The 23568-nt window shown below is 62.5% G+C and carries 23 protein-coding genes; 11 read left to right on the top strand and 12 right to left on the bottom strand.

Translation table 11 applies throughout. The features are described from left to right. Position 1: 1 nt before the first annotated feature. The gene (locus tag GTW23_RS10715) at positions 2 to 1618 is read right to left on the bottom strand and encodes an FAD-dependent monooxygenase (RefSeq protein WP_252915752.1); all 1617 of its coding nucleotides are present in this window, start codon (positions 1616 to 1618) and stop codon (positions 2 to 4) included. A 101-nt stretch (positions 1619 to 1719) separates the two neighbouring features. Between GTW23_RS10715 and GTW23_RS23505 the strand changes: the two genes are divergently transcribed. After that, a complete protein-coding gene (locus GTW23_RS23505; RefSeq protein ID WP_252915750.1) occupies positions 1720 to 2418 on the top strand; it encodes a helix-turn-helix transcriptional regulator in 699 nt (232 codons plus the stop codon). Positions 2419 to 2448: 30 nt separating this feature from the next. Here GTW23_RS23505 and GTW23_RS10705 read toward each other — a convergent pair whose 3' ends face one another. The 3 genes from GTW23_RS10705 to GTW23_RS10695 all read right to left on the bottom strand — a co-directional run bounded on the left by GTW23_RS10705 (position 2449) and on the right by GTW23_RS10695 (position 5787). Continuing rightward, positions 2449 to 3591 carry a TraB/GumN family protein gene (locus tag GTW23_RS10705; protein ID WP_252915748.1) on the bottom strand — a complete coding sequence of 381 codons (1143 nt, stop codon included), beginning with the start codon at positions 3589 to 3591 and terminating at the stop codon, positions 2449 to 2451. A 100-nt stretch (positions 3592 to 3691) separates the two neighbouring features. After that, positions 3692 to 4711, bottom strand: coding sequence for an alpha/beta hydrolase (locus tag GTW23_RS10700; RefSeq protein WP_252915746.1), 1020 nt, complete (start codon positions 4709 to 4711; stop codon positions 3692 to 3694). A gap of 140 nt (positions 4712 to 4851) precedes the next feature. After that, the gene (locus GTW23_RS10695) at positions 4852 to 5787 is read right to left on the bottom strand and encodes a tyrosine recombinase XerC (protein WP_252915744.1); all 936 of its coding nucleotides are present in this window, start codon (positions 5785 to 5787) and stop codon (positions 4852 to 4854) included. A 197-nt stretch (positions 5788 to 5984) separates the two neighbouring features. Here GTW23_RS10695 and GTW23_RS10690 point away from each other — a divergent pair, with 197 nt between their 5' ends. Continuing rightward, positions 5985 to 6893: a GNAT family N-acetyltransferase gene (locus GTW23_RS10690; protein ID WP_252915743.1), complete on the top strand. Its 909-nt coding sequence runs from the start codon at positions 5985 to 5987 to the stop codon at positions 6891 to 6893. 152 nt (positions 6894 to 7045) lie between these two features. On the opposite strand, the gene fsa is transcribed toward GTW23_RS10690, so the two are convergent. Further along, complete coding sequence (gene fsa, locus GTW23_RS10685; protein WP_152011206.1) at positions 7046 to 7699, bottom strand: fructose-6-phosphate aldolase; 654 nt, start codon at positions 7697 to 7699, stop codon at positions 7046 to 7048. Between the two features lie 95 nt (positions 7700 to 7794). Between fsa and GTW23_RS10680 the strand changes: the two genes are divergently transcribed. After that, positions 7795 to 9999 carry a primosomal protein N' gene (locus tag GTW23_RS10680; RefSeq protein WP_252915741.1) on the top strand — a complete coding sequence of 735 codons (2205 nt, stop codon included), beginning with the start codon at positions 7795 to 7797 and terminating at the stop codon, positions 9997 to 9999. A gap of 63 nt (positions 10000 to 10062) precedes the next feature. On the opposite strand, the gene GTW23_RS10675 is transcribed toward GTW23_RS10680, so the two are convergent. The 3 genes from GTW23_RS10675 to GTW23_RS10665 form a co-directional block, all read right to left on the bottom strand. After that, positions 10063 to 11046, bottom strand: coding sequence for a DarT ssDNA thymidine ADP-ribosyltransferase family protein (locus tag GTW23_RS10675; protein ID WP_252915740.1), 984 nt, complete (start codon positions 11044 to 11046; stop codon positions 10063 to 10065). Continuing rightward, positions 11037 to 11936, bottom strand: coding sequence for a macro domain-containing protein (locus tag GTW23_RS10670; protein WP_252915738.1), 900 nt, complete (start codon positions 11934 to 11936; stop codon positions 11037 to 11039). The genes GTW23_RS10675 and GTW23_RS10670 overlap by 10 nt, the downstream gene beginning before the upstream one ends. Before the next feature lie 257 nt (positions 11937 to 12193). After that, the gene (locus tag GTW23_RS10665) at positions 12194 to 12397 is read right to left on the bottom strand and encodes a DUF2061 domain-containing protein (protein WP_252915736.1); all 204 of its coding nucleotides are present in this window, start codon (positions 12395 to 12397) and stop codon (positions 12194 to 12196) included. A 136-nt stretch (positions 12398 to 12533) separates the two neighbouring features. On the opposite strand from GTW23_RS10665, the gene GTW23_RS10660 reads away from it, so the two are divergent. From GTW23_RS10660 to GTW23_RS10625, 8 genes are all read left to right on the top strand, one after another. Then, positions 12534 to 13385, top strand: a complete 852-nt coding sequence (locus tag GTW23_RS10660) for a helix-turn-helix domain-containing protein (RefSeq protein WP_252915735.1) — start codon at positions 12534 to 12536, stop codon at positions 13383 to 13385. Positions 13386 to 13583: 198 nt separating this feature from the next. Then, positions 13584 to 14522, top strand: coding sequence for a DMT family transporter (locus GTW23_RS10655; RefSeq protein ID WP_252915734.1), 939 nt, complete (start codon positions 13584 to 13586; stop codon positions 14520 to 14522). 191 nt (positions 14523 to 14713) lie between these two features. Next, positions 14714 to 15103 carry an AGROH133_08824 family phage infection protein gene (locus tag GTW23_RS10650; RefSeq protein WP_290128950.1) on the top strand — a complete coding sequence of 130 codons (390 nt, stop codon included), beginning with the start codon at positions 14714 to 14716 and terminating at the stop codon, positions 15101 to 15103. 249 nt (positions 15104 to 15352) lie between these two features. After that, a complete protein-coding gene (locus tag GTW23_RS10645; protein ID WP_152011212.1) occupies positions 15353 to 15913 on the top strand; it encodes a F0F1 ATP synthase subunit delta in 561 nt (186 codons plus the stop codon). Continuing rightward, positions 15913 to 17442, top strand: a complete 1530-nt coding sequence (gene atpA / locus GTW23_RS10640) for a F0F1 ATP synthase subunit alpha (RefSeq protein ID WP_152011213.1) — start codon at positions 15913 to 15915, stop codon at positions 17440 to 17442. The genes GTW23_RS10645 and atpA overlap by 1 nt, the downstream gene beginning before the upstream one ends. 27 nt (positions 17443 to 17469) lie before the next feature. After that, positions 17470 to 18348: a F0F1 ATP synthase subunit gamma gene (locus GTW23_RS10635; protein ID WP_152011214.1), complete on the top strand. Its 879-nt coding sequence runs from the start codon at positions 17470 to 17472 to the stop codon at positions 18346 to 18348. A 24-nt stretch (positions 18349 to 18372) separates the two neighbouring features. Then, entirely contained in the window at positions 18373 to 19911 is a 1539-nt protein-coding gene (atpD, locus tag GTW23_RS10630) for a F0F1 ATP synthase subunit beta (protein WP_152011215.1), read from the top strand. Between the two features lie 78 nt (positions 19912 to 19989). Next, a complete protein-coding gene (locus GTW23_RS10625) occupies positions 19990 to 20388 on the top strand; it encodes a F0F1 ATP synthase subunit epsilon (RefSeq protein WP_152011216.1) in 399 nt (132 codons plus the stop codon). 94 nt (positions 20389 to 20482) lie between these two features. Here GTW23_RS10625 and GTW23_RS10620 read toward each other — a convergent pair whose 3' ends face one another. From GTW23_RS10620 to GTW23_RS10605, 4 genes are read right to left on the bottom strand one after another with little or no spacing between them, the layout of a single operon-like run. Continuing rightward, complete coding sequence (locus tag GTW23_RS10620) at positions 20483 to 21016, bottom strand: GNAT family N-acetyltransferase (protein WP_252915733.1); 534 nt, start codon at positions 21014 to 21016, stop codon at positions 20483 to 20485. Then, entirely contained in the window at positions 21009 to 21713 is a 705-nt protein-coding gene (locus tag GTW23_RS10615) for an aspartate/glutamate racemase family protein (RefSeq protein ID WP_252915731.1), read from the bottom strand. Before GTW23_RS10615 ends, GTW23_RS10620 begins: the two co-directional genes overlap by 8 nt. Further along, on the bottom strand, positions 21710 to 22246 hold the full coding sequence (locus GTW23_RS10610; RefSeq protein WP_252915730.1) for an RNA pyrophosphohydrolase: 537 nt from the start codon (positions 22244 to 22246) through the stop codon (positions 21710 to 21712). The genes GTW23_RS10615 and GTW23_RS10610 overlap by 4 nt, the downstream gene beginning before the upstream one ends. A gap of 7 nt (positions 22247 to 22253) precedes the next feature. Further along, complete coding sequence (locus tag GTW23_RS10605) at positions 22254 to 23501, bottom strand: divergent polysaccharide deacetylase family protein (protein ID WP_152011220.1); 1248 nt, start codon at positions 23499 to 23501, stop codon at positions 22254 to 22256. Positions 23502 to 23568: the final 67 nt, after the last annotated feature.

Genomic DNA, 23568 nt, shown 5'->3' with positions numbered 1-23568 from the left:
GTCAGTCCTTCCTGAAACTCAGCGTCTTGATGGCGTCCGCGATCCTGCCGGCCGATGCCTCGCGCCAGCGGGCGGCAATGTGCAGGTCCGGGCGGACCAGATAGGCGGAACTGGCATTGGCGCCCAGCATCCGCGATGCGTCGCTGGGAAAATCAAGGCAAACCACTTCCGGCGCGTCGGGCAGCCGGGAGACCTCGTCCGAGAGTTCCTCGTCAAAACAGACGAGCGTGTAGCCGCTGCCGATCCGGTCGCACAGGAATCCGTCTGTAAGCGCCGCATCGGGCATGGCCGCACCCGGGGCGGCTCCGCCCGCGAAGCCCGGATCGTCGGGCAGCACGGCCGGACTGCGGGCATAGGTGAAGGGCGTCATCTGCCGGGGATTGGCGAGCTCGCCCGCAAACGGATGTTCGAGCGCCAGACCAAGGGCCGCGTCGCGCATGATCCGCCAGCCATGGCTCGGCGGCGTCATGAACCGGGCGCTCTTTGTGGCGTTGGCGAACACGTCGAGCGTGGCGCCGCGCCGCTCGGGCGTGTAGCTGTCGAGCAGGTCCTCGCCTGCGCGGCCATTGAGCACGCGGCCGAGTTTCCAGCCGATGTTGTGGGCGTCGGCGATGCCGTTGTTGAGACCCCGGACGCCGAAGATCGGGACGATGTGGGCGCTGTCGCCGATGAAGACCACGCGCCCGTGGCGGTACTCGTCGAGCGCCAGCGTGTTGGCTGAGTAGATGCTCCACCATTCGAGATCCCAGCTGCCGCTGTAGCCGATGTCCTCGAGCACCAGCGCCACACTCTTGCGGACCGTATCTTCCCTGAGCGCTTCGGTCTCGCTTTCGCCGCTGGCCAGCTGGTAGTCGATGCGCCAGATATCGTCGGGCTGCTTGTGGATCAGCACGGTTCCGCCGGGCCGGCACGCGGGGTCGAACAGGGCACGGCGGATGGTCGGATAGTCGTGCTGCATCCGGATGTCGGCGATGACGTAGCGGCCCTCATAGTTTTCGCCGCGCAGTTTCAGGCCGAGCATGCGGCGGACCGGGCTGCGGGCGCCGTCGGCCGCGAGCAGCCAGTCAGCCTTCAGGGCGTAGGTCGCCTCAGGGTCGCGTATGGTCAGGTCCACGCCGACCGGACCGGAGTGCATGCCGACCACCTCGCTTTGCCACCTGGTCTCGATCAGCGGATTGGCGGCAATGGCCTGATAGAGGTACGCTTCGATGTATTGCTGCTGGAGATTGTACATCGGCCTGAATTTTTCCGATGGTCCGTCCGGCATGGTGAATTCGAGGATCTGCTTGCCGCGATAGAAACTGCGTCCCGTGGTCCAGCCAAGCGCCTTGGCGAGGAACGGTTCGAGTGCGCCGAGGCTTTGAAGGATGTGGAAGCTCTGGCGGGCGATGCAGATGGCTCGGCTGCCGTCGTTGAAGCTTGACCTGGCTTCAACAAGCACCGAGCGCACGCCCTCGCGAGCCAGGCTGAGTGCAGCCACCATACCAACCGGCCCGGCGCCGACGATAACCACCGGAACGGCATCGCTCAGATGCGCCCTCGCCTCGCCGCGGGGCTCGTTGAAATGCGGATAGGTGAAGTAGAGCGAATCCGTTTCGTCTCGACCGGCAGGCCTCATGGGTTTCCTCCGTTGTAGTCTCCAGCGGTCAATTTACTCTGCGGAGGCCGTCTTGTATGTCCCCCTTGGGAGAGGACAGCGCGGACAAAGGGAGGTGATGAGTGACGAGCGTTTATCGCCTGATCGAGGACTGCGCTGCGGCCAGTGGCAGCGATGGTTTTGCCGCGTGCATTGTCGATCTCGCCGGATGGACGGGTGTGCGCCAGCTGATGGTGTTCGAGATGACCGGTGACGCTGTGACCTGTCTCTTGTCGCGCAACTATGAACGGGTGAGAACGGGCGAGGTTTTGGCCGGACGCTACATGGATGGCTGGTTCCGCATGGATCCGCTGTTGCCTGAACTGATGCGGCTGCCGGCAGGCCAGACGCATGTGCGGCGCATGGACGACATCGTTGCGAAGATGCCGCCCGACTATTTCGATATCTTTTTCAGTGAGCCCGGCCTGTCAGGCAAGACCACCGTGCTGGCGGCGGGTTCGTCACGGCGGATGATGGTCAATTTCTATGATGGCGAAGCGGGCGCCCCGAAACCGGACGAGGCATTGCTCTCGCTGATTGCCCGGCTCGTGCTCAATCATCACGAGAGCCACCCGCCGGCCGGCTATCCCGCCTGCCTTGCGGCTCTGAGCGAGCGTGAACGGCAGATCTGCCTGGGTGTTCTCGGTGGCAAGAAGGCGGAGATGATCGCCGGCGAACTGGGCCTGTCCCCGGCCACGATTGTGACCTACCGGCGCCGTGCCTATGGCAAGCTCGGGATCTCGTCGCGGGGCGACCTGTTTGCCCTTTGCCGCAAGGGGTGAAGCTGAAACGGCTGCCGGAGCCGCTCCACTTTACAGACTTCCGGGGTTCGCCGGAATCGCCGTCACCGTGAAGCCCGCGTCCTGCAAGAGCGCCACCAGGCCTTCCTTGCCTGGCAGGTGCAACGCGCCGACAGCGATGAAGGCGTTGCCGGCGTCGAGGATCGGGGCGGCGCGCTCGGCCATGACGTGGTTGCGCATGCGAACGATGCGCTCCTCGAAGGCGGCGTAGCCGCTGGCGTCATCTTCGAGTTCCTCAGGTCCGGCAGCCAGAACCACCGGCATGATCTGCGCGATCTCGCCCTCCAGGTAGAGACCGGTCATGGTCGCCATGATGTCGGGCATCAGATCAGCCAGCTTGATGGTCTCGACCAGGCCGCGGATGTGGAACTCGATCGGCAGGTCGGCCATGGCCTGCATCTGCTCGCCGATGCTTTCGAGGCCGAGCAGCTGCTTGCCCCGGTCCCGGGCGGTGGTGGCGATCTTGATGTCGAGAAACTCGACGCCTTCGGCCTTGCGCGCCATCTCGCAGGCCGGCAGGGCAACCAGGCCGGCGATCATCCAGGGTTTCATCCGCGAGACCAGCGCGATCGGAATGCCGCGGCGCGACAGTTCGGCACTGATGATCTCGGTCTCCTCCTCGTTGAGAAGCGAGGTCAGGGTGGTTCCATCGGTGAACATGGTGAGTTCGGGCCTGGTCAGCAATGCGGCCTGGGCCTTGGCCGGATCAAGGATCTCTATGGTCTCGATCACCACGGTTCCGGCCTGGTCGAAGGCTGCGCGCGCAGCCTCGGGCATCTCGGTCACGCGCGGATCTGTGACATGCATGGTTCCGAACAGGAAGGAGGGGGTGAGGCCGGGCTTCTCGACCTTCCACAACAGCCCGCTGCCATTGGGAATGGCGGCGGCCTCGGCGCGGGCGGCGGCAAGCTTCTCCGGATCCGACAGGGCGAGCTGTTCGACCAGGCTGGTGCCGGCGCAGGACGCAGTGTCTTCAGCGCGGGCCTGGCCGGTGCCCCAGACAAGGCCGAGCGCAAGCAGGATCAGCAGGGCGAACGGCAAGGATACCGCGACGGCGAAGACCAGGTTTGGAAATCGCGCGCAGGTGGTCCTTATGCTGGACAGGACGTGCTGGTGATGCATGGCAGGCCGTTCCTTCTGGATCTGACCCGTCATCTTACCGTCCGCGGGCTGACAATCCGGTTAACCCGCCGTGAACTTCCGTCCGTGGTAAACCGGACGTTAATCACCCGCGTCTGCCGGTCCGGGGCCCGGCTTACGGCCGGCGCGCGCCGGGCAAATCGCCAAGGAATCCGGCGATCAATTCCGCGGTGCGCTCATCGTCGATCACGCCGAGATGGGATTGCCCGTCAAGCAACCGGTAGCGGCCGTCCGGGTTGACGGTTTTCATCAGCGGCTCATAGCCCGAGGCAACGAAGGATTCATCGTCTGCGCCGGCAATCAGCAGGAAGGGCGGCAGCGTGGCAATGTCGGCGAGATAATCGTTGCGCGGTGCATAGGCGGTGTTGAGGCGGTAGCTGTAGCTCGTGGTGGCAGTGCCGCCCTCGGGGCCGTTCAGCACCTCGGCGGGGAAGTTGAACTGTATCGCGGTCAGGCCGTTGAGCGCGGTGATTCCCACGGCATTAAGCATCGACAGACCGATGATGCGGCGGGTCAGCGGCCGGGCCCAGCCGCCGGAATTAGGGCGCGTGGTGGGGGCGTTGTACTTGAGAAACGGCGCCAGCAGCACCGCGCCGTCGAGCGTGGAGCGGTGGTCTCCGCCGGCAAAGCGGACGACCAGTCCGCCGCCGCTCGAATGGCCGCCAAGCACCAGTGGCTGGCCGGGTTTGCGCAGCAGCGCCGCGAGATCGGCGATGTCTTCCTCGAACTGGCCGACATGGGCAATGTCGCCGCGGGTTTGCGGGTCGGGGCCATGGCCGCGCAGGTCCGGCAGGGCAACCTCGACGCCGGCCTTCCCGGCGATGGACCGTGCAAGCCCGTCATAGGCGCCGCCATGCCAGCCCGATCCGTGGATGAAGATGACGAGCGGCGCATCGGCGTTGCCGCTGCCGTAGTGGCGGTAGCCGAGCGTGGCGCCATCGCGCGCCTGATAGGTCTTCAAGGGCGCGGGTTCGGGCCTTGCGCCCGCCGTCTGGCCGGAAAAATCGATGGTTTCGCCGGCAATCTTGTCTGAGGCACCCTGGGACAGGATCAGCCCGAAGGCGATCAGGAAATAGATGACGACGGAGATCACCGCGATGCGGAGAACGATCGGGAGAATATCGGAGACGGACATGGCTTTATCGCTGCTTGCTGACGGTTGATCGAAAGGAACCCTGCATGGTTTCGACCGGAATCGCCGCCCGATGCAAGGGGTGGCCGGAAATTTGTGTCTGTTCAGGTGTTCGGGTCAGATGTTCGGGCCGGCTGTTTGGCTCAGGCCCGCGGGTGGGCGCGGTCGTAGATCTCGATGAGGCGGCTTGAATCGACGCCGGTGTAGACCTGGGTGGTCGACAGGCTGGCGTGGCCGAGCAGTTCCTGGATGGTGCGGAGATCGCCGCCGCCAGCCAGAAGGTGGGTGGCGAAGGAGTGTCTCAGCGCATGCGGGGTGGCGGTCTCGGGCAGGTCGAGCGCCGAGCGCAGGCGCCGCATTTCCTTCTGCACGATGGCCGGCTGCAGCGGACCGCCGCGGGCGCCGCGGAACATCGGCTGATCGGGGCCGGGCGAATAGGGGCAGAGCCTGCGGTATTCGGCGATGGCTTGTCTGGCCACAGCCAGCAGCGGCACGATACGGGTCTTGCCGCCCTTGCCGGTGATCCTCAGTGTTTCGCCGTCGCGCGGCAGGTCATTCGCCGTCAGTGACAGCGCCTCGGAAATGCGCAGGCCACAGCCATAGAGCAGGGTCAGCACAGCGCTCGAGCGGGCGGCGATCCAGGGTTCGTCCGACATCTGCAGGTCGGTGTCGACCACGCGCAGGGCGTCGCGCGCGCTCAGGGGCTTGGGCAATGACTTGGGCTGGCGCGGTGCGCGCGTGGCCGAAGCGCCGGCGGCATTGGCCATGCCCTTGCGTTCGAGATGGCGCAGGAACGACCGGATCCCGGCAAGCCCGCGTCCCAGCGTCCTTGCTCCGGCACCACCGCGCCGCCGCTCGGCCATGAAGGCGCGCAGGTCGAGCGGACGCAGATCGGCGAGGTCGGCGATCCGTGGGGGACCGCCGAGATGCGTGGTCAGAAACCCCAGAAACTGGCGCAGGTCGCGTTCATAGGCGTCGGCGGTCTTGGGTGACAGGCGCCGCTCATCGGTCAGCTGGTTGAGCCAGTGCTGCTGTTCGGCAATGACGTCGGGAGCGGCAATGACGAGAGGCTGGTTCATGATGGATCCGTGATTTGCAACGGCCTGCCGGAACGCTCCGTGGTGCGACCGGGCGGCCACACCTGCGGCCAAACTTGGCGCCAACTATTGCATAGTGGGCTTAGCGGGGGGTAAACGGATCCGGCGGACTGATGTCATCATGGCATCATAATTGGTTGCCATAGGTTTTGTCAGGCGGACGAAAGAGAGTCGAATCCATGGCGTATGTGGCTGAGATTTCAGACCGGTTGCAGGTGTTGGCCCATGGCCGCCCCGGCCATATCATCGACCGGCTGATCGCCGAGCGCGGCGGCCGTCTGGTGGCGCACCCGGCCTGGCCGGTGATGCGGCCGTTTCTCTATGCGACGCTGAAATACGGCGCCGCAGTGCGCATGGCCGACGCCATCGGCACCATGTCCGGTCACGAGGCGTTTCGCCACCTCAGCGACATTCTGAAGCTCGACATCCAGTCGCGCGGCCAGGAGCGGATCCCGAAAAAAGGCGGCTTCCTGCTGGTTGCCAACCACCCCACCGGCATCGCCGACGGCGTGGCGATGTATGATTTCCTGAGCCGCCACCGCCCCGACATGATGATTTTCGCCAACCGCGACGCGGTGCGGGTCAGCCCGCGCTTCAACGAAATCATCATCCCGGTCGAGTGGCGCGACGACTACAAGAGCCGCGACAAGACCCGCGAAACCCTGCAGCTGACCAACCGGGCGGTGCAGGACGGCAAGGCCACGGTGCTGTTTCCCTCCGGGCGGATCGCCTTCTGGCACGAGGGCAGGCTGACGGAACGCCCATGGAAGCTGTCGGCGGTGACGCTGGCCAAGCGGCATGAATTGCCGGTGGTGCCGGTCAATATCTCGGCACGCAATTCCGGCCTGTTCTACTGGCTGTCGAAACATTCGACCGAATTGCGCGACATGACCGTGTTTCACGAGCTGCTCAACAAGAAGCACCACACGTTCCGCTTCACGGTCGGAGAACCGATCATGCCCGATGCGCTCGATGGCGACCCTGCGGAAGCGGTCCGGGCGCTCGAGTATCACACCGTGCACGGGCTTGCGAAAGACGCGGACCGGGCTTTCGAGCCGGCGCCGAAGGGCTGGAACCAGGCAGCCTGAGCCGCAAGGCGCTCGAGACGTTTCACCAACGCTTTCTCACAGCACGTGACGGCCCCGGCCTGACTGCTTGCCTTGACCCGGAATGACAAAACGGCCCGGGGTGACCGGGCCGCTTCAGCTTCATTTCATGGAACGTGATCCGGCCAGCCGGATCAGGCGATGGTCTGGCCGGTCTTCTTCCAGTCGGCCAGAAACGCGTCGAGGCCCTTGTCGGTGAGCGGATGCTTGACCAGCGCCTTGATGGTCGAGGCGGGAATCGTGGCCACGTCGGCGCCGATCAGGGCGGCTTCCTTGACATGACCCACGGTGCGGATCGAGGCGGCGAGAATTTCGGTCTCGAAGCCGTAATTGTCGTAGATCTGGCGGATTTCGCGGATCAGGTCCATGCCGTCGATGCCCATGTCGTCGAGGCGGCCGATGAAGGGCGAGATGAAGGACGCGCCGGCCTTGGCGGCGAGCAGCGCCTGGTTGGCCGAAAAGCACAGCGTCACATTGGTCATGTGGCCGTCGGAGGTCAATGCGCGGCAGGCCTTCAGGCCATCGAGCGTCAGCGGCAGCTTGATGCAGATGTTGTCGGCGATCTTGGCCAGCACGGCCGCTTCCTTCATCATCGCGTCATATTCGGTGGCGGCGACCTCGGCGGAGACCGGACCGTCGACGATTGAGCAGATTTCCTTGGTGACTTCGCGGATGTCGCGGCCGGATTTCATGATCAGCGAAGGGTTGGTGGTGACGCCGTCGATCAGGCCCAAATCGTTGAGTTCCCGGATCTCGTTCACGTCGGCTGTGTCGACAAAGAATTTCATTTCACACTCCCAAGCTGCGCCAGCCGGGATTGTCCGGGGCGCTCTTAACAATTCCGGGTTCCCTTTAGCCCAAAGCGGGGGCAAGGTCACGCCACATGGCCAAAGATTCGCGACAAATTGAAGGCGGGCTGTTCCCCCGCAAGGTTGTTCCCGTGCTCATCCCGATGCCGGCGGAGCGTGCCTATTCCTATGCGCTGCCGGAAGGGGTGGAGGCCGGGCCGGGGCAGATCGTGCAGGTGCCGCTGGGGCCGCGGCTGGTGGCCGGGATCGTCTGGGACGGGGAGGCCGACCAGGTCAATCCGGACAAGTTGCGCGAGGTCACCCAGGTGTTCGACTGCCCGCCGGTCAACGAGCCGATGCGGCGCTTCATCGACTGGGTGTCGGCCTACACGCTGTCGCCGCCGGGACTGGTGGCGCGGATGGCGCTGCGGGCGCCGGCCGCCTTCGATCCCGAGCCGATGATCGATGCGCTGCGGCTCACCGAAACACGGCCGGAGCGGCTGACGGCGGCGCGCGAACGGGTGCTTGAGCAGGCGGGCGACGGCCTGGCCTGGAGCAAGAGCGGGCTGGCGCATGCGGCCGGCGTCACGCCGAGCGTCATCGACGGGCTGTTTGCGCAAGGCGTGTTCGAACCGGTGAAACTGCCGCCGCCGCCGGTGGTGCCCGATCCCGATCCGGACTACCAGCCGGCGGTGCTGGAGGACGGGCAGGCGGAGGCGGCGGACGCACTCAGGGCAACGGTCGCGAAAAGCGGGTTCGGGGTGACGCTGCTTGACGGGGTCACCGGCTCGGGCAAGACCGAGGTCTATTTCGAGGCGATTGCCGAGGCGGTGCGGGCCGGTCGGCAGGTGCTGATCCTGCTGCCGGAGATCTCGCTGACGGCGCAGTTTCTCGACCGGTTTCACGACCGTTTCGGCGCGCGGCCGGCGGAGTGGCATTCGGAACTGGCGCCAAGGATGCGCGAGAAGGTCTGGCGGCAGGTGACCGAGGGCCGCGTCAGCGTGGTGGCGGGCGCGCGCTCGGCGCTGTTCCTGCCGTTTCATGACCTCGGGCTGATCATCGTCGACGAGGAGCACGACCCGGCCTACAAGCAGGAAGACCGGGTGTTCTACAACGCCCGCGACATGGCGGTGGTCCGCGCCCGGCTCGCCCAGATCCCGGTTGTGCTGGCGTCTGCGACGCCGTCGATCGAAAGCCGGGTCAATGCGCAGCAGGGCCGCTACAGCCACCTTTTGCTGCCGGGCCGTTATGCCGATGCCGGGCTGCCGGACCTGAAGCTCGTCGATCTCAGGCGCTATCCGCCGGCGCGCGGCGGGTTCCTGTCGCCGCTGTTGCTGAGAGCCATGGCCGAGACGCTCGAACGCAAGGAGCAGTCGCTGCTGTTTTTGAACCGGCGTGGCTATGCGCCCTTGACGCTGTGCCGGGTCTGCGGCCACCGCTTCGAGTGCCCGGACTGTTCGAGCTGGCTGGTCGAGCACCGGTTCCGCGGGCAATTGCAGTGCCATCATTGCGGCCACAATGAACCCACGCCGCAGGCCTGCCCGTCCTGCGGCGCGCTCGACCACCTGACGCCCTGCGGGCCTGGGATCGAGCGGATCGCCGAGGAAGCCGACAAGCATTTCCCCGATGCGCGCGTCATCGTGCTGTCGTCGGACATGGCGGGCGGCACGCGGCGATTGCGGATCGAGCTCGAGGCGATCGCCAAGGGCGAGGCGGATATCGTCATCGGCACGCAGCTGGTGGCCAAGGGGCACAATTTCCCGCTGATGACGCTGGTCGGCGTGGTCGATGCCGATCTCGGGCTGTCGAACGGCGATCCGCGCGCCGCCGAGCGGACCTATCAGCTCCTGTCGCAGGTGACCGGCCGGGCCGGGCGCTCGGGGCGCAAGAGCCTGGGCCTGATCCAGACCTACCAGCCGCAGCACCCGGTGATGCAGGCGCTGGCCTCGGGCGAGCCGGAGGCGTTCTACGAACGCGAGACCGACGAACGCAGCCGCGCCATGCTTCCACCCTTCGGCCGCCTCGCCTCGGTGATCGTCTCGGCGGCGACGCGGCCGGAAGCCGAAACCCATGCGCGGGCCTTGCGCGCCGCAGCGCCTGCCGCGCCCGGCATCATGGTGCTGGGGCCCGCGGAAGCGCCCTTGGCCCTGATCCGCGGCCGCTACCGCTTCCGCCTGCTGGTGCATGGCGAGCGCGGGCGCGACATGCAGGGATTTATCCGCGCGATGCTGGCGCAGGGGCCGAAGGCGCGCGGCTCGGTGCAGGTGCAGGTGGATATCGATCCGCAGAGTTTTTTGTAAGGGGTGGTGTTAAATTGGGTGGAGTCCTCTCCCAATAACCATAAGTATTTTGGGCGAGTTTTATCAGAACAAGCTATCGCTGAGTCTTATAACTGACTCATACGCTTGATGATTTTCGATCTGAACTTTTACCAAGTAATTGTCCGGTTGCAGGGTGCTTTTAATCAGCCAGCGTCCTTGAACTTTGTTGTAAGTGGTAAAATTTTCATTTCGAAAATTGATGCATATTTGATTTTGTTTATTGTAAACTTGTATCGCGATCGAGATGTTCTGAATGTCGTATCGGTGATTCAAGCGAAATCTAACACCTTCCGTAGATAGGCCAATGTCCGCGACAAAAGGAAAGCGTTTATCGAACACCTTTAGTTCGTCGGATACGGAGCAACGCGATTGCCATTGCGCTGCCGCTGCGCCCAGTTTGTATAGGAATGAATCGCGCTCTGGTTCAGATCGGAACCAAATGCTGGACAGCACCTCTGCAAGAGGCAAAGGGGACGCGGGAAGAACCTCAGCGCAGCGACTGGCAATAATTGAATGATCACCAGCAATCCCACCTTCATGAAAGACTGATGCAAACGGTATGGTTCCGAAGAACTTTTCGTCGTTACCCGTCTTGGCATTTAGGCTTTGCATGTTTTGGTCTGAAAAAAGCACATCCTGCTTGGTAAGGACGCGCTTTGCATCAAGCACGAACATCACAAGAACGGGGGCATGTGCATTTGCTCCGTATAAGCAATCAGCGGCTTTGCGAATGCCCTCAATATGGAATTGGGTGGGGGTTCTCGGGCGGAAATACAGTCGCACGCGCCCATGGGCTTCCTGCCGGTTGTCAATTACCCCGCCCGCCGCAACGTCTTGGAGTTGCTGACGTTGTGGATCGGATCGTGCGCGCAAATGCCCGTCATTTATGATCGCTAGTGCTGTTTCAAGCGGTGCATGGTGGAATAGCCGAGAAGGCCAATGCCTCCTATAGGGATAAACACCGGAGCCGAGTCGATCACCCCACTCTGCGATATGCCGATCTACAAACGCTTCACCTAATGCCATGGCAATTCAGCTTGCGAGCTTGGGCTACTTGCCTCAAAAGGCACCGCTACTTCCGGTTTTAGTTCAACAGCAATTTCAGGCTCTGGTTTTCCATGTCGGTGAATCTGAACTGCGCGGACATCTGGTAATAACTGCATCATTGTCAACAGCGGTACCCCAGCACCTTTATCCATCCACCCAGCTTTATCTTCGGTCACCAGGCCGTTCAGAAGGCTCAGCCAAACGCCCCGAAGATCGTCTTCCTCGAAGTGCCAATGTTTCTCGGCTGTCTTGATTTCAAGAGTGTCGCTATCAAAATTAATCTCGAACTCGTTCTTATCATCCAAGCGTAGTTTCGGCGCGAGCTTTGAAATGCTCTCCAAAGCTGCGACGAAGCTCCTGAAAGACAAATCACCAACTGATTTACGAACTTCATTTGCAAGGTGTTCAAGGTGCTCAGGTAGCCCAATATCCTTGGTGTAATCGTGAATAAAAACTGGAATGGGCAAATCGGATAAGTATTGCTCCATGAGCGGTCGAACTTCTTCCCAATCGAGATTGCCGTTCCCGCAACCAAGCTTCGGGAATGCGATATCCGCTATGCCTTGGGCTTCGTATGTGTTGACAAATTTTTCGAGTCCGGCTTCCACCCACTCCATGCGGGAAGGATTACGCCAATGGCGTTTTGTTGGAAAGTTCAAGATCCATTGTTCGGAACCGCGCCAAAGCCAAAGCTTGCCAGGTTCCAGAAGCTCTTGATCGCATATGTGCTTGTAGGCCTTGAACATGTTGGGTTCACGTTGCTTGAAAGCTTTGGCTATACCTTTTCCCATAACGCCAACGCAATTGACTGTGTTCACGAGCGTCTGAGTGTTGGCTTCAAGAAGGCTGGTTCGCTTATATGTCAGCACGGTCTTTCACCTTTCCTCGTGAAACCAAAAAGGAGACATGGCAACACACGCGAGCTCCATGGGAACATAGCACGAACAAAAACGCAAATCGGTCAGCTCGTACCATATGCACCAAGTCTTACCAATATCAACTTAACTCAAAAATACCGATATCAGCCAAACCAAATTGACTATCTAGCGTTATCACCACCTCAAAAGTTCAGAGCCTGAATGGCTTGGACGAACGGTGCACCGCTCCGCAACCTTAAAGCTCCCCCTCACCCTCCAATCCCCCACCGCACCCGCGCCCATATCCTTTCATGCAGCACGAAAAACGCCAGGCCGCTGGCCGCGGTGGAGAGGGCGAAACTCATGGCGGTTGCCATGTTGCCGGTGTGGAACCAGGCCAGCGCGCCGGTGACGGCGAGGCCGAGGGCTTGCCAGGTGAGGGCTTTGGCGATGGTCCTGAGTTTCGATTCCATGGTCTGCGGCGGCTCCCTGTGCTGGTGATGCGATGCGGGAGTTGTAGGCGCTTCGCGTGCCTACCGGAATTCTGTGTCTTCTGCGCAAAAATACACGAATGTTGATAAAAATCACCAAACGTGTGAATAGTCGCCAATGCACAAGACCGACCGCGCAGAGCTGTTCCGCACCCGTCTGGCCGCCCGGCTGGCGCTTGGCGGGATGAGCCGCAGCGCGCTGGCGCGGGCGGCGGGCGTCGACCGGTCGACGATTGCGCAATTGCTTTCGGGCGACGAGGTGCGGCTGCCGAACGCGCATCTGGCGGCGGAATGCGCTGATGCGCTGGGGGTGAGTGCGGACTGGCTCTTGGGCCTGTCGGACCGGCCGGAGCCGGCGGCCGAGGTGCTGTCGGCGAATTTCCGGATGGCGACGGCGCAACGGACGCCGGCAGACGAGCAGATCATCGCCTGGCACCAGGAGGCGGCGGGGCACAAGATCCGCCACGTGCCGGCAACCCTGCCGGATATCCTGAAGACAGAAGCCGTGCTCGAATGGGAATATGCCGCCTTCCTCGACAAGACGCCGGAACAGGCGCGCGGGGCCATGCGCGAGACCTCCGACTGGCTCCGGGCGCCTGGCTCGGATTACGAGATCTGCGTCTCGATCGACAAGATCCGCTCGCTGGCGCGCGGCGAGGGCTACTGGCAGGGGCTCGATGCCGATGCCCGTGCCGCGCAGATCGACTTCATGGCGGAGCGGTGCGAGCGGCTCTACCCGTCGCTGAGGCTTTACTTCTACGACGCGAAGAAGGTGTTTTCGGCGCCTGTGTCGATCTTCGGGCGGCTGCTGGCGGCGGTCTATGTCGGCCAGTTCTACCTGGTCTACCGCGACAGCCGCCAGATCTCGGCGCTGACAGAGCATTTCGACGCGCTGGTGCGCGAATCGGAGGTTGAGGCGCGCAATGCCGGCCGGATCATCCGCGAGATGTTCGGGGAAGCCGGCCGGTAAGGCCGCGGCTGCCGCGGCGTCGATTGAGCGGAAGCGAACGAGAGGCTTTGACAGGCGCGTGGTTGCGGTGCATGTCTGGGGTGCAGCGCGGCCCGGACGGTGTGGCGCGAGCATCTGCCCGGCCTGCCGCTCCCCCGCTTCAGGTCTTGTTCGGCCCGGGTTCCGGGCCGGTTCGGTTACATCAGGAAAAGCTTCACCTTGGATCCCATACCCAATCACCGCCCGGCGCGGCACGATGTCGACCGCGAAGCCATGCCGCCGGTGGCGATGGTGCTGGCGCTTTGCACCTTCATGTGTTTCGCCGTGCTCGACACCGGCGCTAAGTACCTGGTCACCGCCGGCTATGCGGCGATCTTCGTGGTCTGGTGCCGGTTCCTGAGCCACACGGTGATATCGCTCGTCGCCTTCCAGGGGTGGCGCCGGGCCGACATGTACCGGATGAAGAACGCGCCTTTGCAGATCCTGCGCGGGCTTCTGTTGCCGGCAACGACGCTGTTCAACTTCCTGGCATTGCGCGAATTGCAGCTGGCGCAAACGATCAGCATCTTTCTCTCGGTGCCGATGCTGGTGACGGCGATGGCCGGGCCGCTGCTCGGCGAATGGGCGGGCCCGCGTCGATGGGCGGCGATCATGGTCGGCTTCGTCGGCGTGCTGATCGTGGTGCGGCCGGGCACCGACGTGTTCTCGCTGTCGATCATCTGGTCGATTCTGGCGACCGTGACCTATTCGCTCTACTCGATCCTGACCCGGAACCTGGCGATGCAGGAAAGCCAGGCGAGTCTGGTGTTCTATTCCTCGATCTTCGCGACGGTGCTGATGGCGCCCCCGGCGCTCATCTACGGGCAGATGCCGTCGTCGCTGTTCGACTGGGTGCTGCTGGCCAGTCTCGGGGTGATGGGGCTCGGCGGGCACGCGCTGCTGGTCAAGGCCAGCCGGCGGGCCAGCGCCTCGAAGGTGGCGCCGTTCGTCTATAGCCAGCTTCTGTGGATGACGGCGCTCGGTTTCATCGTCTTCGGCGACGTGCCCGACGGCTGGACCATCCTCGGCGCGTCGATCATCTGTATCAGCGGCATCTACATCATGAACCGGGAGCGGCAGATCGCCCGCGCCGAGCGCAAGGCGGCGGCAGGCGGCTGACCCGCGGGGCAGTTGAAGGCTGCGCGCCGGGCGGTTTGCCGGAAGCCCCGCCAGGAGCCCGGGAGCACGTGGCAGGACTTTGGCGGGCGCTCACGCCGTGGTAAGGCTCTGACGCGACGGGGCGGCGATTTGCCGGATGCTCAAGGGCTGACAGGTCACGAGGCAGCCGGAGAGGAAACGGAGATGCGGGAATGATCGAATTCTATTGGCCGACGACACAGGGTGAGTGGCTGGCCTGGTCCTCAGCGCTGGTGACCATTCTTTTCGGCCTGATGCTGCTGTTCGCGCCGCGGCTGTCGCTCAGGATCCTCAGGCTGCAGACCCTGCCCGATCATCCCGAAGCGGTGTCGGAAGCGCGGGCCACGATGGCCGGGTTCTATCTCGGCGTGGGCCTCTGCGCCATGCTGTTTGCCCAGCCGCTGATCTATCTGGCCATCGGGGCCGGCTGGGCGTTCACGGCTTTCGGCCGGATCATCTCGATGATGTCGGACCGGGGCGTGACCTTTTTCAACCTGGCGTCCGTGGTGATCGAAATCCTGCTGGCGGCGGCGCCGCTGCTCTACGGGCTGGGATGGATCTGAGCCGGCGCGGTCGATTCAAGCGCATTGCGGGCGCATCAGGAAGCGGTCTCATCCTAAAGCAGGTGCGTTATGCCGCACCCGGCGTGTTGCGACTCCCCGCGCTCTATGCTAGACGGACCGCGCATTTCGGGAAAAACGAACTTTCGAGCTTGGGTTCTCCGAAATTTACCGTAACAAATTCAGAGGCTTGCCTTTCCGGCTTTCGGTCAAGCGCAGGTGTTTGGATGGCAATGAGAGACAATCCCGCCCGTGGCAGATAACTCCCATCAAATTTCCGGTGTCGCTGAACGGTATGCTTCCTCGCTTTACGAGCTGGCGGCAGACGCCAAGTCGATTGACGCCGTAGCCAAGGATCTGAACCGTTTTCAGGCCATGATCGACGGCAGCGCTGACCTGCAGCGCCTCGTCAACAGCCCCGTTTTTTCGGCCGAAGACCAGTCGCGCTCGATCCTGGCGCTGATCGACAAGGCAGGTATTTCCGGCCTGGTCGGCAACTTCCTCAAGGTCGTTGCCCGCAACCGCCGGCTTTTCGCCGTGCCTGCGATCATCCAGTCCTATCACGAGACCGTTGCGCGCGAGCGCGGCGAAGTGACCGCCGACGTGAAGACAGCGCATGCGCTGTCCGCGGCTCAGGAAAAAGAACTCAAGGCCGCGCTCGCAAGCGTGACTGGGAAAACAGTGACGCTCGACGTCACAGTCGATGCGTCGCTGCTGGGTGGTCTGATCGTCAAGATCGGCTCGCGTCAGGTCGACACATCGCTTCGCACTAAACTTTCCACCCTTAAGCATGCACTGAAAGAGGTTGGCTGATGGATATCCGCGCCGCGGAAATTTCCGCAATTCTCAAGGATCAAATCAAGAATTTCGGCAAGGAAGCCGAAGTTTCCGAAGTTGGTCAGGTTCTGTCCGTCGGTGACGGTATTGCCCGCGTTTACGGCCTCGACAATGTCCAGGCTGGTGAAATGGTCGAATTCCCCGGCGGAATTCGCGGCATGGCGCTCAACCTTGAAGCCGACAATGTCGGCGTCGTGATTTTCGGTTCCGACCGGGACATCAAGGAAGGCGACATCGTCAAGCGGACCGGCGCCATCGTGGACGTTCCGGTTGGTCCGGAACTGCTGGGCCGCGTCGTTGACGCGCTCGGCAACCCGATCGACGGCAAGGGCCCGATCAAGTCCAAGACCCGCGCCCGCGTGGACGTCAAGGCTCCGGGCATCATGCCCCGCAAGTCGGTGCATGAGCCGATGTCGACCGGCCTCAAGGCCATCGATGCGCTGATCCCGGTCGGCCGTGGCCAGCGCGAGCTGATCATTGGTGACCGCCAGACCGGCAAGACCGCGATCATTCTCGACACTTTCCTGAACCAGAAGCCGATCCATGAAAACGGCCCGGAAGCTGAAAAGCTGTTCTGCGTTTACGTGGCTGTCGGTCAGAAGCGTTCGACGGTTGCCCAGTTCGTCAAGATCCTCGAGGATCGCGGCGCGATGAAGTACTCGATCGTGATTGCCGCGACGGCATCCGATCCGGCCCCGATGCAGTTCCTGGCTCCGTTCGCCGGTTGCGCCATGGGCGAGTATTTCCGGGACAGCGGCAAGCATGCCCTGATCGCCTATGACGATCTGTCCAAGCAGGCCGTTGCCTATCGCCAGATGTCGCTGCTGCTTCGCCGTCCTCCGGGCCGTGAAGCTTATCCCGGCGACGTTTTCTACCTTCACTCGCGCCTGCTTGAGCGCGCTGCGAAGCTGAACGAAGACAATGGTTCGGGTTCGCTGACCGCTCTGCCGGTGATCGAAACCCAGGCCAACGACGTGTCGGCCTACATCCCGACCAACGTGATCTCGATCACCGACGGTCAGATCTTCCTTGAAACCGATCTGTTCTTCCAGGGTATCCGCCCGGCCGTGAACGTCGGTCTGTCGGTGTCCCGCGTGGGATCGTCGGCACAGATCAAGGCGATGAAGCAGGTTGCCGGTTCGATCAAGGGCGAGCTTGCCCAGTATCGTGAAATGGCTGCGTTCGCGCAGTTCGGCTCCGACCTCGATGCAGCGACCCAGCGCCTTCTCAACCGCGGTGCGCGCCTGACCGAGCTGCTCAAGCAGCCGCAGTTCTCGCCGCTGAAGACGGAAGAACAGGTTGCCGTGATCTTTGCCGGCGTGAATGGCTATCTCGACAAGATCGCCGTCCGCCAGGTCGGCAAGTTCGAGCAGGGCCTGCTGGCTTACATGCGCAGCGAAGGCAAGGACGTGCTGGAGACCATCCGCAAGGAGAAGGCTATCAGCGACGACACCAAGTCTCAGCTGAAGTCGGCTATCGACGCTTTCGCCAAAACCTTTGCCTAACGGCAACAGACCGAGGACGGATAACGGATGCCTTCACTCAAGGATCTGAAAAACCGGATCGCCTCCGTCAAGGCGACGCAGAAGATCACCAAGGCGATGCAGATGGTCGCCGCGGCGAAGCTTCGGCGTGCGCAGGAGGCGGCCGAGGCCGCACGGCCCTATTCGCAGCGAATGGCGGCAGTGATGTCGAACATCGCCGAGGCAGTCGGCAGCGGTGACGATGCACCGCAGCTGATGACCGGCACCGGCAAGGACGACACGCATCTGTTGGTTGTCTGCACCGCCGAACGTGGCATGTGCGGTGGCTTCAACAGCCAGATTGCGCGTTTTGCGCGCGATCATGTGCGCCGGCTTGTGGCTGACGGAAAGACCGTCAAGATCCTCTGCGTCGGCAAGAAGGGCTACGACATCCTTCGCCGGGAATACGCATCGATGATCATCGAGCGCGTGGATTTCCGTGACGTCAAGCAGATGAGCTTTGCCCAGGCCGAAACGGTCGCGGAAAAGGTCATGGGCTTGTTCGATCAGGGCGGCTTTGACGTCTGCACCCTGTTCTACTCGGAGTTCAAGTCGGTGATCAGCCAGGTCCCGACAGCGCAACAGCTGATCCCCGCTTCGGCAGGAACGGCTGATGCGGACGCAAGCGCATCGGCGATCTATGACTACGAACCGAGCGCAGAGGAAATCCTCGAGGATTTGCTGCCGCGTTCGATCAAGGTGCAGATCTTCAGGGCGCTGCTTGAGAATGTTGCAGGTGAGATGGGCGCGAAAATGTCCGCTATGGACAACGCAACCCGCAATGCTGGCGAGATGATCGACAAGCTGTCGATGAGCTACAACCGTCAGCGGCAGGCGCAGATCACCAAGGAACTCATTGAAATCATTTCGGGCGCGGAAGCGCTCTAAGGTACACGGAAGAGGGTAAGATACATGGCTAAGGCAGCTACCCCGGCAACCAAGCCCGCAGCGGCAAAAAAACCCGCAGCGGCTAAGAAGCCCGCAGCAGCAGCGACAAAGGCGAGCGCAGTCAAAAGCGCTGCAGCCAAGTCCGGTGCAGTCGGCCGCGTGACGCAGGTCATCGGTGCGGTTGTTGACGTGACGTTCGATGAAGGCGCGCTGCCGACCATCCTGAACGCGCTCGAAACCGACAACATGGGCAACCGCCTGGTGTTGGAAGTGGCGCAGCACCTGGGTGAAAACACGGTTCGCACCATCGCCATGGACTCGACCGAAGGTCTGGTTCGCGGCCAGAAGGTTGTCGACACCGGCGATTCGATCTCGGTGCCGGTCGGCGCGGAAACTCTCGGCCGCATCCTGAACGTGATCGGCGAACCGGTGGATGACGCCGGTCCGGTCAAGACAAAGGCACGCCGCTCCATTCACCAGGAGGCTCCTGAATTCAGCGAACAGTCGACTGAAGCAGAAATTCTGGTCACCGGCATCAAGGTCGTCGACCTGCTGGCTCCTTATGCACGTGGCGGTAAGATCGGCCTGTTCGGCGGCGCCGGCGTTGGCAAGACGGTTCTCATTCAGGAACTGATCAACAACATCGCGAAAGCCCACGGCGGTTACTCGGTGTTTGCCGGTGTTGGCGAACGTACCCGCGAAGGCAACGATCTCTATCACGAGATGATCGAATCCGGCGTGAACAAGGAAGGCGGCGGCGAAGGCTCCAAGTGCGCCCTCGTGTTCGGTCAGATGAACGAGCCTCCAGGTGCGCGTGCCCGTGTCGCGCTGACCGGCCTGACAATTGCCGAACAGTTCCGCGACGAAGGCCAGGACGTGTTGTTCTTCGTTGACAACATCTTCCGCTTTACCCAGGCCGGTTCGGAAATGTCGGCGCTTCTCGGCCGTATTCCGTCTGCTGTGGGCTATCAGCCGACCTTGAGCACCGACATGGGTGCGATGCAGGAGCGGATCACGACAACCAACAAGGGTTCAATCACCTCGGTGCAGGCCGTTTACGTACCGGCCGATGACTTGACCGACCCGGCGCCCGCCTCGACCTTTGCCCACCTTGATGCAACGACGGTGTTGAACCGTTCGATCGCTGAAAAGGGCATCTATCCGGCGGTTGACCCGCTCGACTCCAACTCGCGTATGCTTGATCCGTTGATCATCGGTGAAGAGCATTACGAGGTTGCCCGTGAAGTCCAGGAAATTCTGCAGCGGTACAAGTCGCTTCAGGACATCATCGCCATTCTCGGCATGGACGAGCTGTCGGAAGAGGACAAGGTCACCGTGGCCCGCGCCCGCAAGGTCGAACGCTTCCTGTCGCAGCCGTTCTTCGTGGCTGAAGTGTTCACCGGTTCGCCGGGCAAGCTGGTTGACCTCGCTGACACCATCAAGGGCTTCAAGGGCCTGGTGAACGGCGATTACGACCACCTTCCGGAGCCGGCATTCTACATGGTCGGCACCATCGAAGAGGCCGTAGAAAAGGCCCAGCGCCTGGCCGCCGAAGTCGCCTAATCATGAAATTGCCCGCGCAGGAAGGCCACGGCCAGCCTGCGCGGCGCATCCGAACAGCACTGCGATAAAGTGAACGTCATGGCTGACAGCTTCAATTTTGAACTCGTATCCCCGGAACGGCTGCTCTTGTCGGCGACCGTGTCCGAAGTCGTCATTCCCGGCACCGACGGCGAAATGACGGTGATGGCGCATCATGCTCCGACCATGACCACGATCAAGCCCGGCGTGGTGACGGTTGTTACGTCTGACGGGAAAAGCGATCGCTTCGTGGTCTTCGGCGGCTTTGTCGACATTCTGCCTGAAGGCTGCACCCTGCTGGCCGAGTCTGCCGTTGCCGTGACCGATATCGACCGCGACGACCTTGGCAAGCGGATCCAGGACGCACGTGAAGACGTGGCGGATGCATCCAGCGATGCGGTCCGGCAGAAGGCGCAGGAATATCTCGACCATCTGACAACGCTGGAAGCGGCGATCTGATCAGCAGCGACGGTGTTTCAGTCGGATAGTCATCCAGGCGGCCTGCGGGCCGCCTTTTTGTTTTTCAGATGATTCATGGCTGTGATGCGAATACTCAGTTTCGCGCCTTTGATTTCATGCGCTTGAGATAGGGCTCCGGGTAGGCCGCGGGGCCGGACCAACCGAAAAGCGCATCCTTGCGCAGCTCCAGCGCCAGGAAACGCTGCCCCTGCAGGGGGCTGTCCGCGCCGTCTGCAAGCTGTGACTTGAACCCGAACCGGCAATAGTAATCCGGCTGACCATAGACGAAGACCGACTTCCAGCCTTGTGCGCGGGCCTGGTTCAATGCGTGGCGGACCAACCCGGTGCCGATCTGCATGTCCCGGTAGGCGGGCAGAATGACCAGTGGAGCCAGCGCAAGGGCCCGGTCCGGCCCGGCAACCGCTGTCAGCACTGTGTGGCCGATGATGTGTCCATCAAGTTCGGCGACGAAGGAAAGCGTGTCGGCGGGGAGTGCAATGAGGGCTTCGGACAGGCCGGAACCATCCGGGACATCACTGAGGGTTTCGAGCCGCGCAATGGCCGGCAAATCGCCAGCGATGGATGACCGATAGATCACTTTGCCGGCTATGCATTTCCGTTCAGGCATAGCTGACTTCCAGTGCGCGCTTTGCCGCGGCCTTTGCGTGCAGCCGTGTCGTGTCATAGATCCGGACGTTGTCACGATCGGGCGTTACAGCTGCCGTCAGTTCGGAACAGCCCAGCACGATGGCCTCGGCACCACGGCGGCGGAGGGTTTCAATCAAGCCCTCGAGATAATTGCTGGCGCCGCAGCGAAGCACGCCGCGTGACAGCTCGTCGTAGATGATCCGGTTGATTTCGATCCGGTCGTGCAGGTCGGGCGTGATCACCCCGGCGCCGGAGATGCTCAGGACACGGTCGGAATAGAAATCCCCCTCCATCGTGGCACGCGTCCCCAGCAGGGCAACCCTGGAATAGCCGGCATCGCGGATTTCCTGACCGGTCGGGTCGGATATGTGCAGAAGATCTATGCCGGACGCTTCCTCGATCTGGGCGGCAAACTCATGCATGGCATTGTTGGCAATGATGATGAAATCCGCCCCGCCGTCCTTCAGACTCCGGGCCGCTTCCGACAGCAGCGCCACGACCTTTTTCAGATCGCCCCTGCCATTGTGGTACTTGATTGCGGCGTGATCGACCGTGTGCAACAGGATGCGGGCCGTGTGCTGCTCGCCCAATTGCTTCTGCGTGTATTCGTTGATCATCCGGTAATACCGGGATGTGGCTTCCCAACCAAGTCCGCCCAGCACCCCGATCAGTTTCATGACCGGATTCCCGCCAGATGAGAAAAGGCGCCAACCACCTGATCATAGGCCTTGCGCTTGAAGGGAACGATCAGGCCCGGAAGGTCGTGCATGGGCTTCCATGCCCAGGCATCGAATTCCGCCAAGTGGCCACCCGGTGGCGGGTTGATGCGAATCTCTGATTCATCACCACTGAAGCGCATGGCAAACCAGCGCTGGCGCTGGCCCCGGAATTTTCCCTTGAGTCCTATGCCGATGAGATGGTCCGGGAGATCGTAATCGATCCAGTCGGGCGCCTCGGCGAGCAACTCAACCGATTTCATCCCGGTTTCCTCGTAGAGCTCGCGCAGGGCTGCCTGTTGCGGGATCTCGTCTTCGTCGATACCGCCCTGGGGCATTTGCCACAGCTGGGGCGAACCGTCATACTCGGTGTTGCCTTCGGCGATGCGGCGCCCGGCCCAGACAAGACCCTCACTGTTGAGCACCATGATGCCAACACAGAGGCGGTAGGGCAGGCTGTCCGGATGCTTGTTGCGCTGGGTACTGCTCGCCATGGAATGCCTACCTCTCGGGGTCGTCGGCGGCGGCCGAAGCCGAAACAATTTCAATGCCCCGGGCCTTGGCCTCTTCTGCCCAGGTTGCGATCGCATCGACACTGACTTCAAAGGCCGAGGCGACTGCGATGGCGGTCCCGTTGCGTCTGGCTATCCGCTCCAGATCATCGAGCCGGGAAAGAATGTAGCCGCGCTCCTGGGTGACGTCGAGTACCAAGTCGGATGCGGCGAAGGGAATGCCAAGTGTTTTTGCGAACTGATCGGTCAGCGAGCGGGCCGACGTGCCGTCATCCAGGAACATGATGCCGCGTTCGGCGAGATCGCGCATGACAGGCTCGAGCGCATCAGGTTCGGCCAGAAACCGGCCGCCCATGAAATTGGTGATGCCTGTGTAGTTGGTGATGCGGGACATGGCAGTGTGCAGATCTGCCAGGTTGGCGTCTGCGCCGGCCTCGACCGTAAGGGTGCCGGCGCCGGGATCGTTTGCGGGATAATCATAGGGCTCGAACGGAACCTGGAGCAGGATCTCGTGGCCCTGGCGGCGGGCTTCCTGCATCCAGCGCTGCAGGCTGTTGCCATTGGCGGCGAAAGCAAGCGTGATCTCTTCAGGCAGCGTCTTGATGGCGTATTGCGTACCGGTCTGGCTGAGACCCAGCCCTCCGACGACGATCACCACGCGGGTCCCGCGCGCTCCCGACCACGGCCGTGCATAGATATCGAAGGCGCGCTCACCATCGGCGCCGCGCACCGGTAGTGGCCCCATGGCTGTTTCTTCGGTCACCATCGGGTCAGGCAGATGAGCCAGGCGCGGGTTCTGCCCCACCCTTCCGGGAGGATTGAGCAGGACGGGCCGGTTGTCCGGCCGTTTGACCGGAGTGATCTTGTTGATCTCCTCACCGTTTTCGCCAAGCGTTGTCGAGATTTCGGCGCCCGATCGTCCGTGCAGGCTGTTGAGCCCGCCATCGGTCCGGGGCGTCGTGACCGGCGTGCCGGAAGCGCCGGGCGCTGGCGGTTGCCCGTCCGTGCTCCCCGCGGGGTCCGCGGTCGTGGCCGGTTCGGGCTGTTCAAGCATGACGACGGTATTGCCACCCTCGATGCGGCCGCCTGACAATGCCATCCACCCGGCAGTGCCGATGACGGCACAGATGGCGACTGAGACGAGCAGCAGGCTGGCCCAGGAATGGCCAGAGCGTGCAGCCCGGTTGCTCCCTGGTTTGCGGTTCTGCCCCAGCGGTTGATGGATCTTGTCGTCCACGATGTTTGGTCCGAATCCCGATGAGGCCTGATTGAATCAGTCCGCCGCCCCGCATGCAAGCCGAAGC

Source organism: Parahoeflea alexandrii, assembly GCF_024105735.1.
GTDB classification, from domain to species: domain Bacteria; phylum Pseudomonadota; class Alphaproteobacteria; order Rhizobiales; family Rhizobiaceae; genus Hoeflea; species Hoeflea alexandrii.
This window is presented reverse-complemented; position numbering and strand designations above follow the sequence as displayed.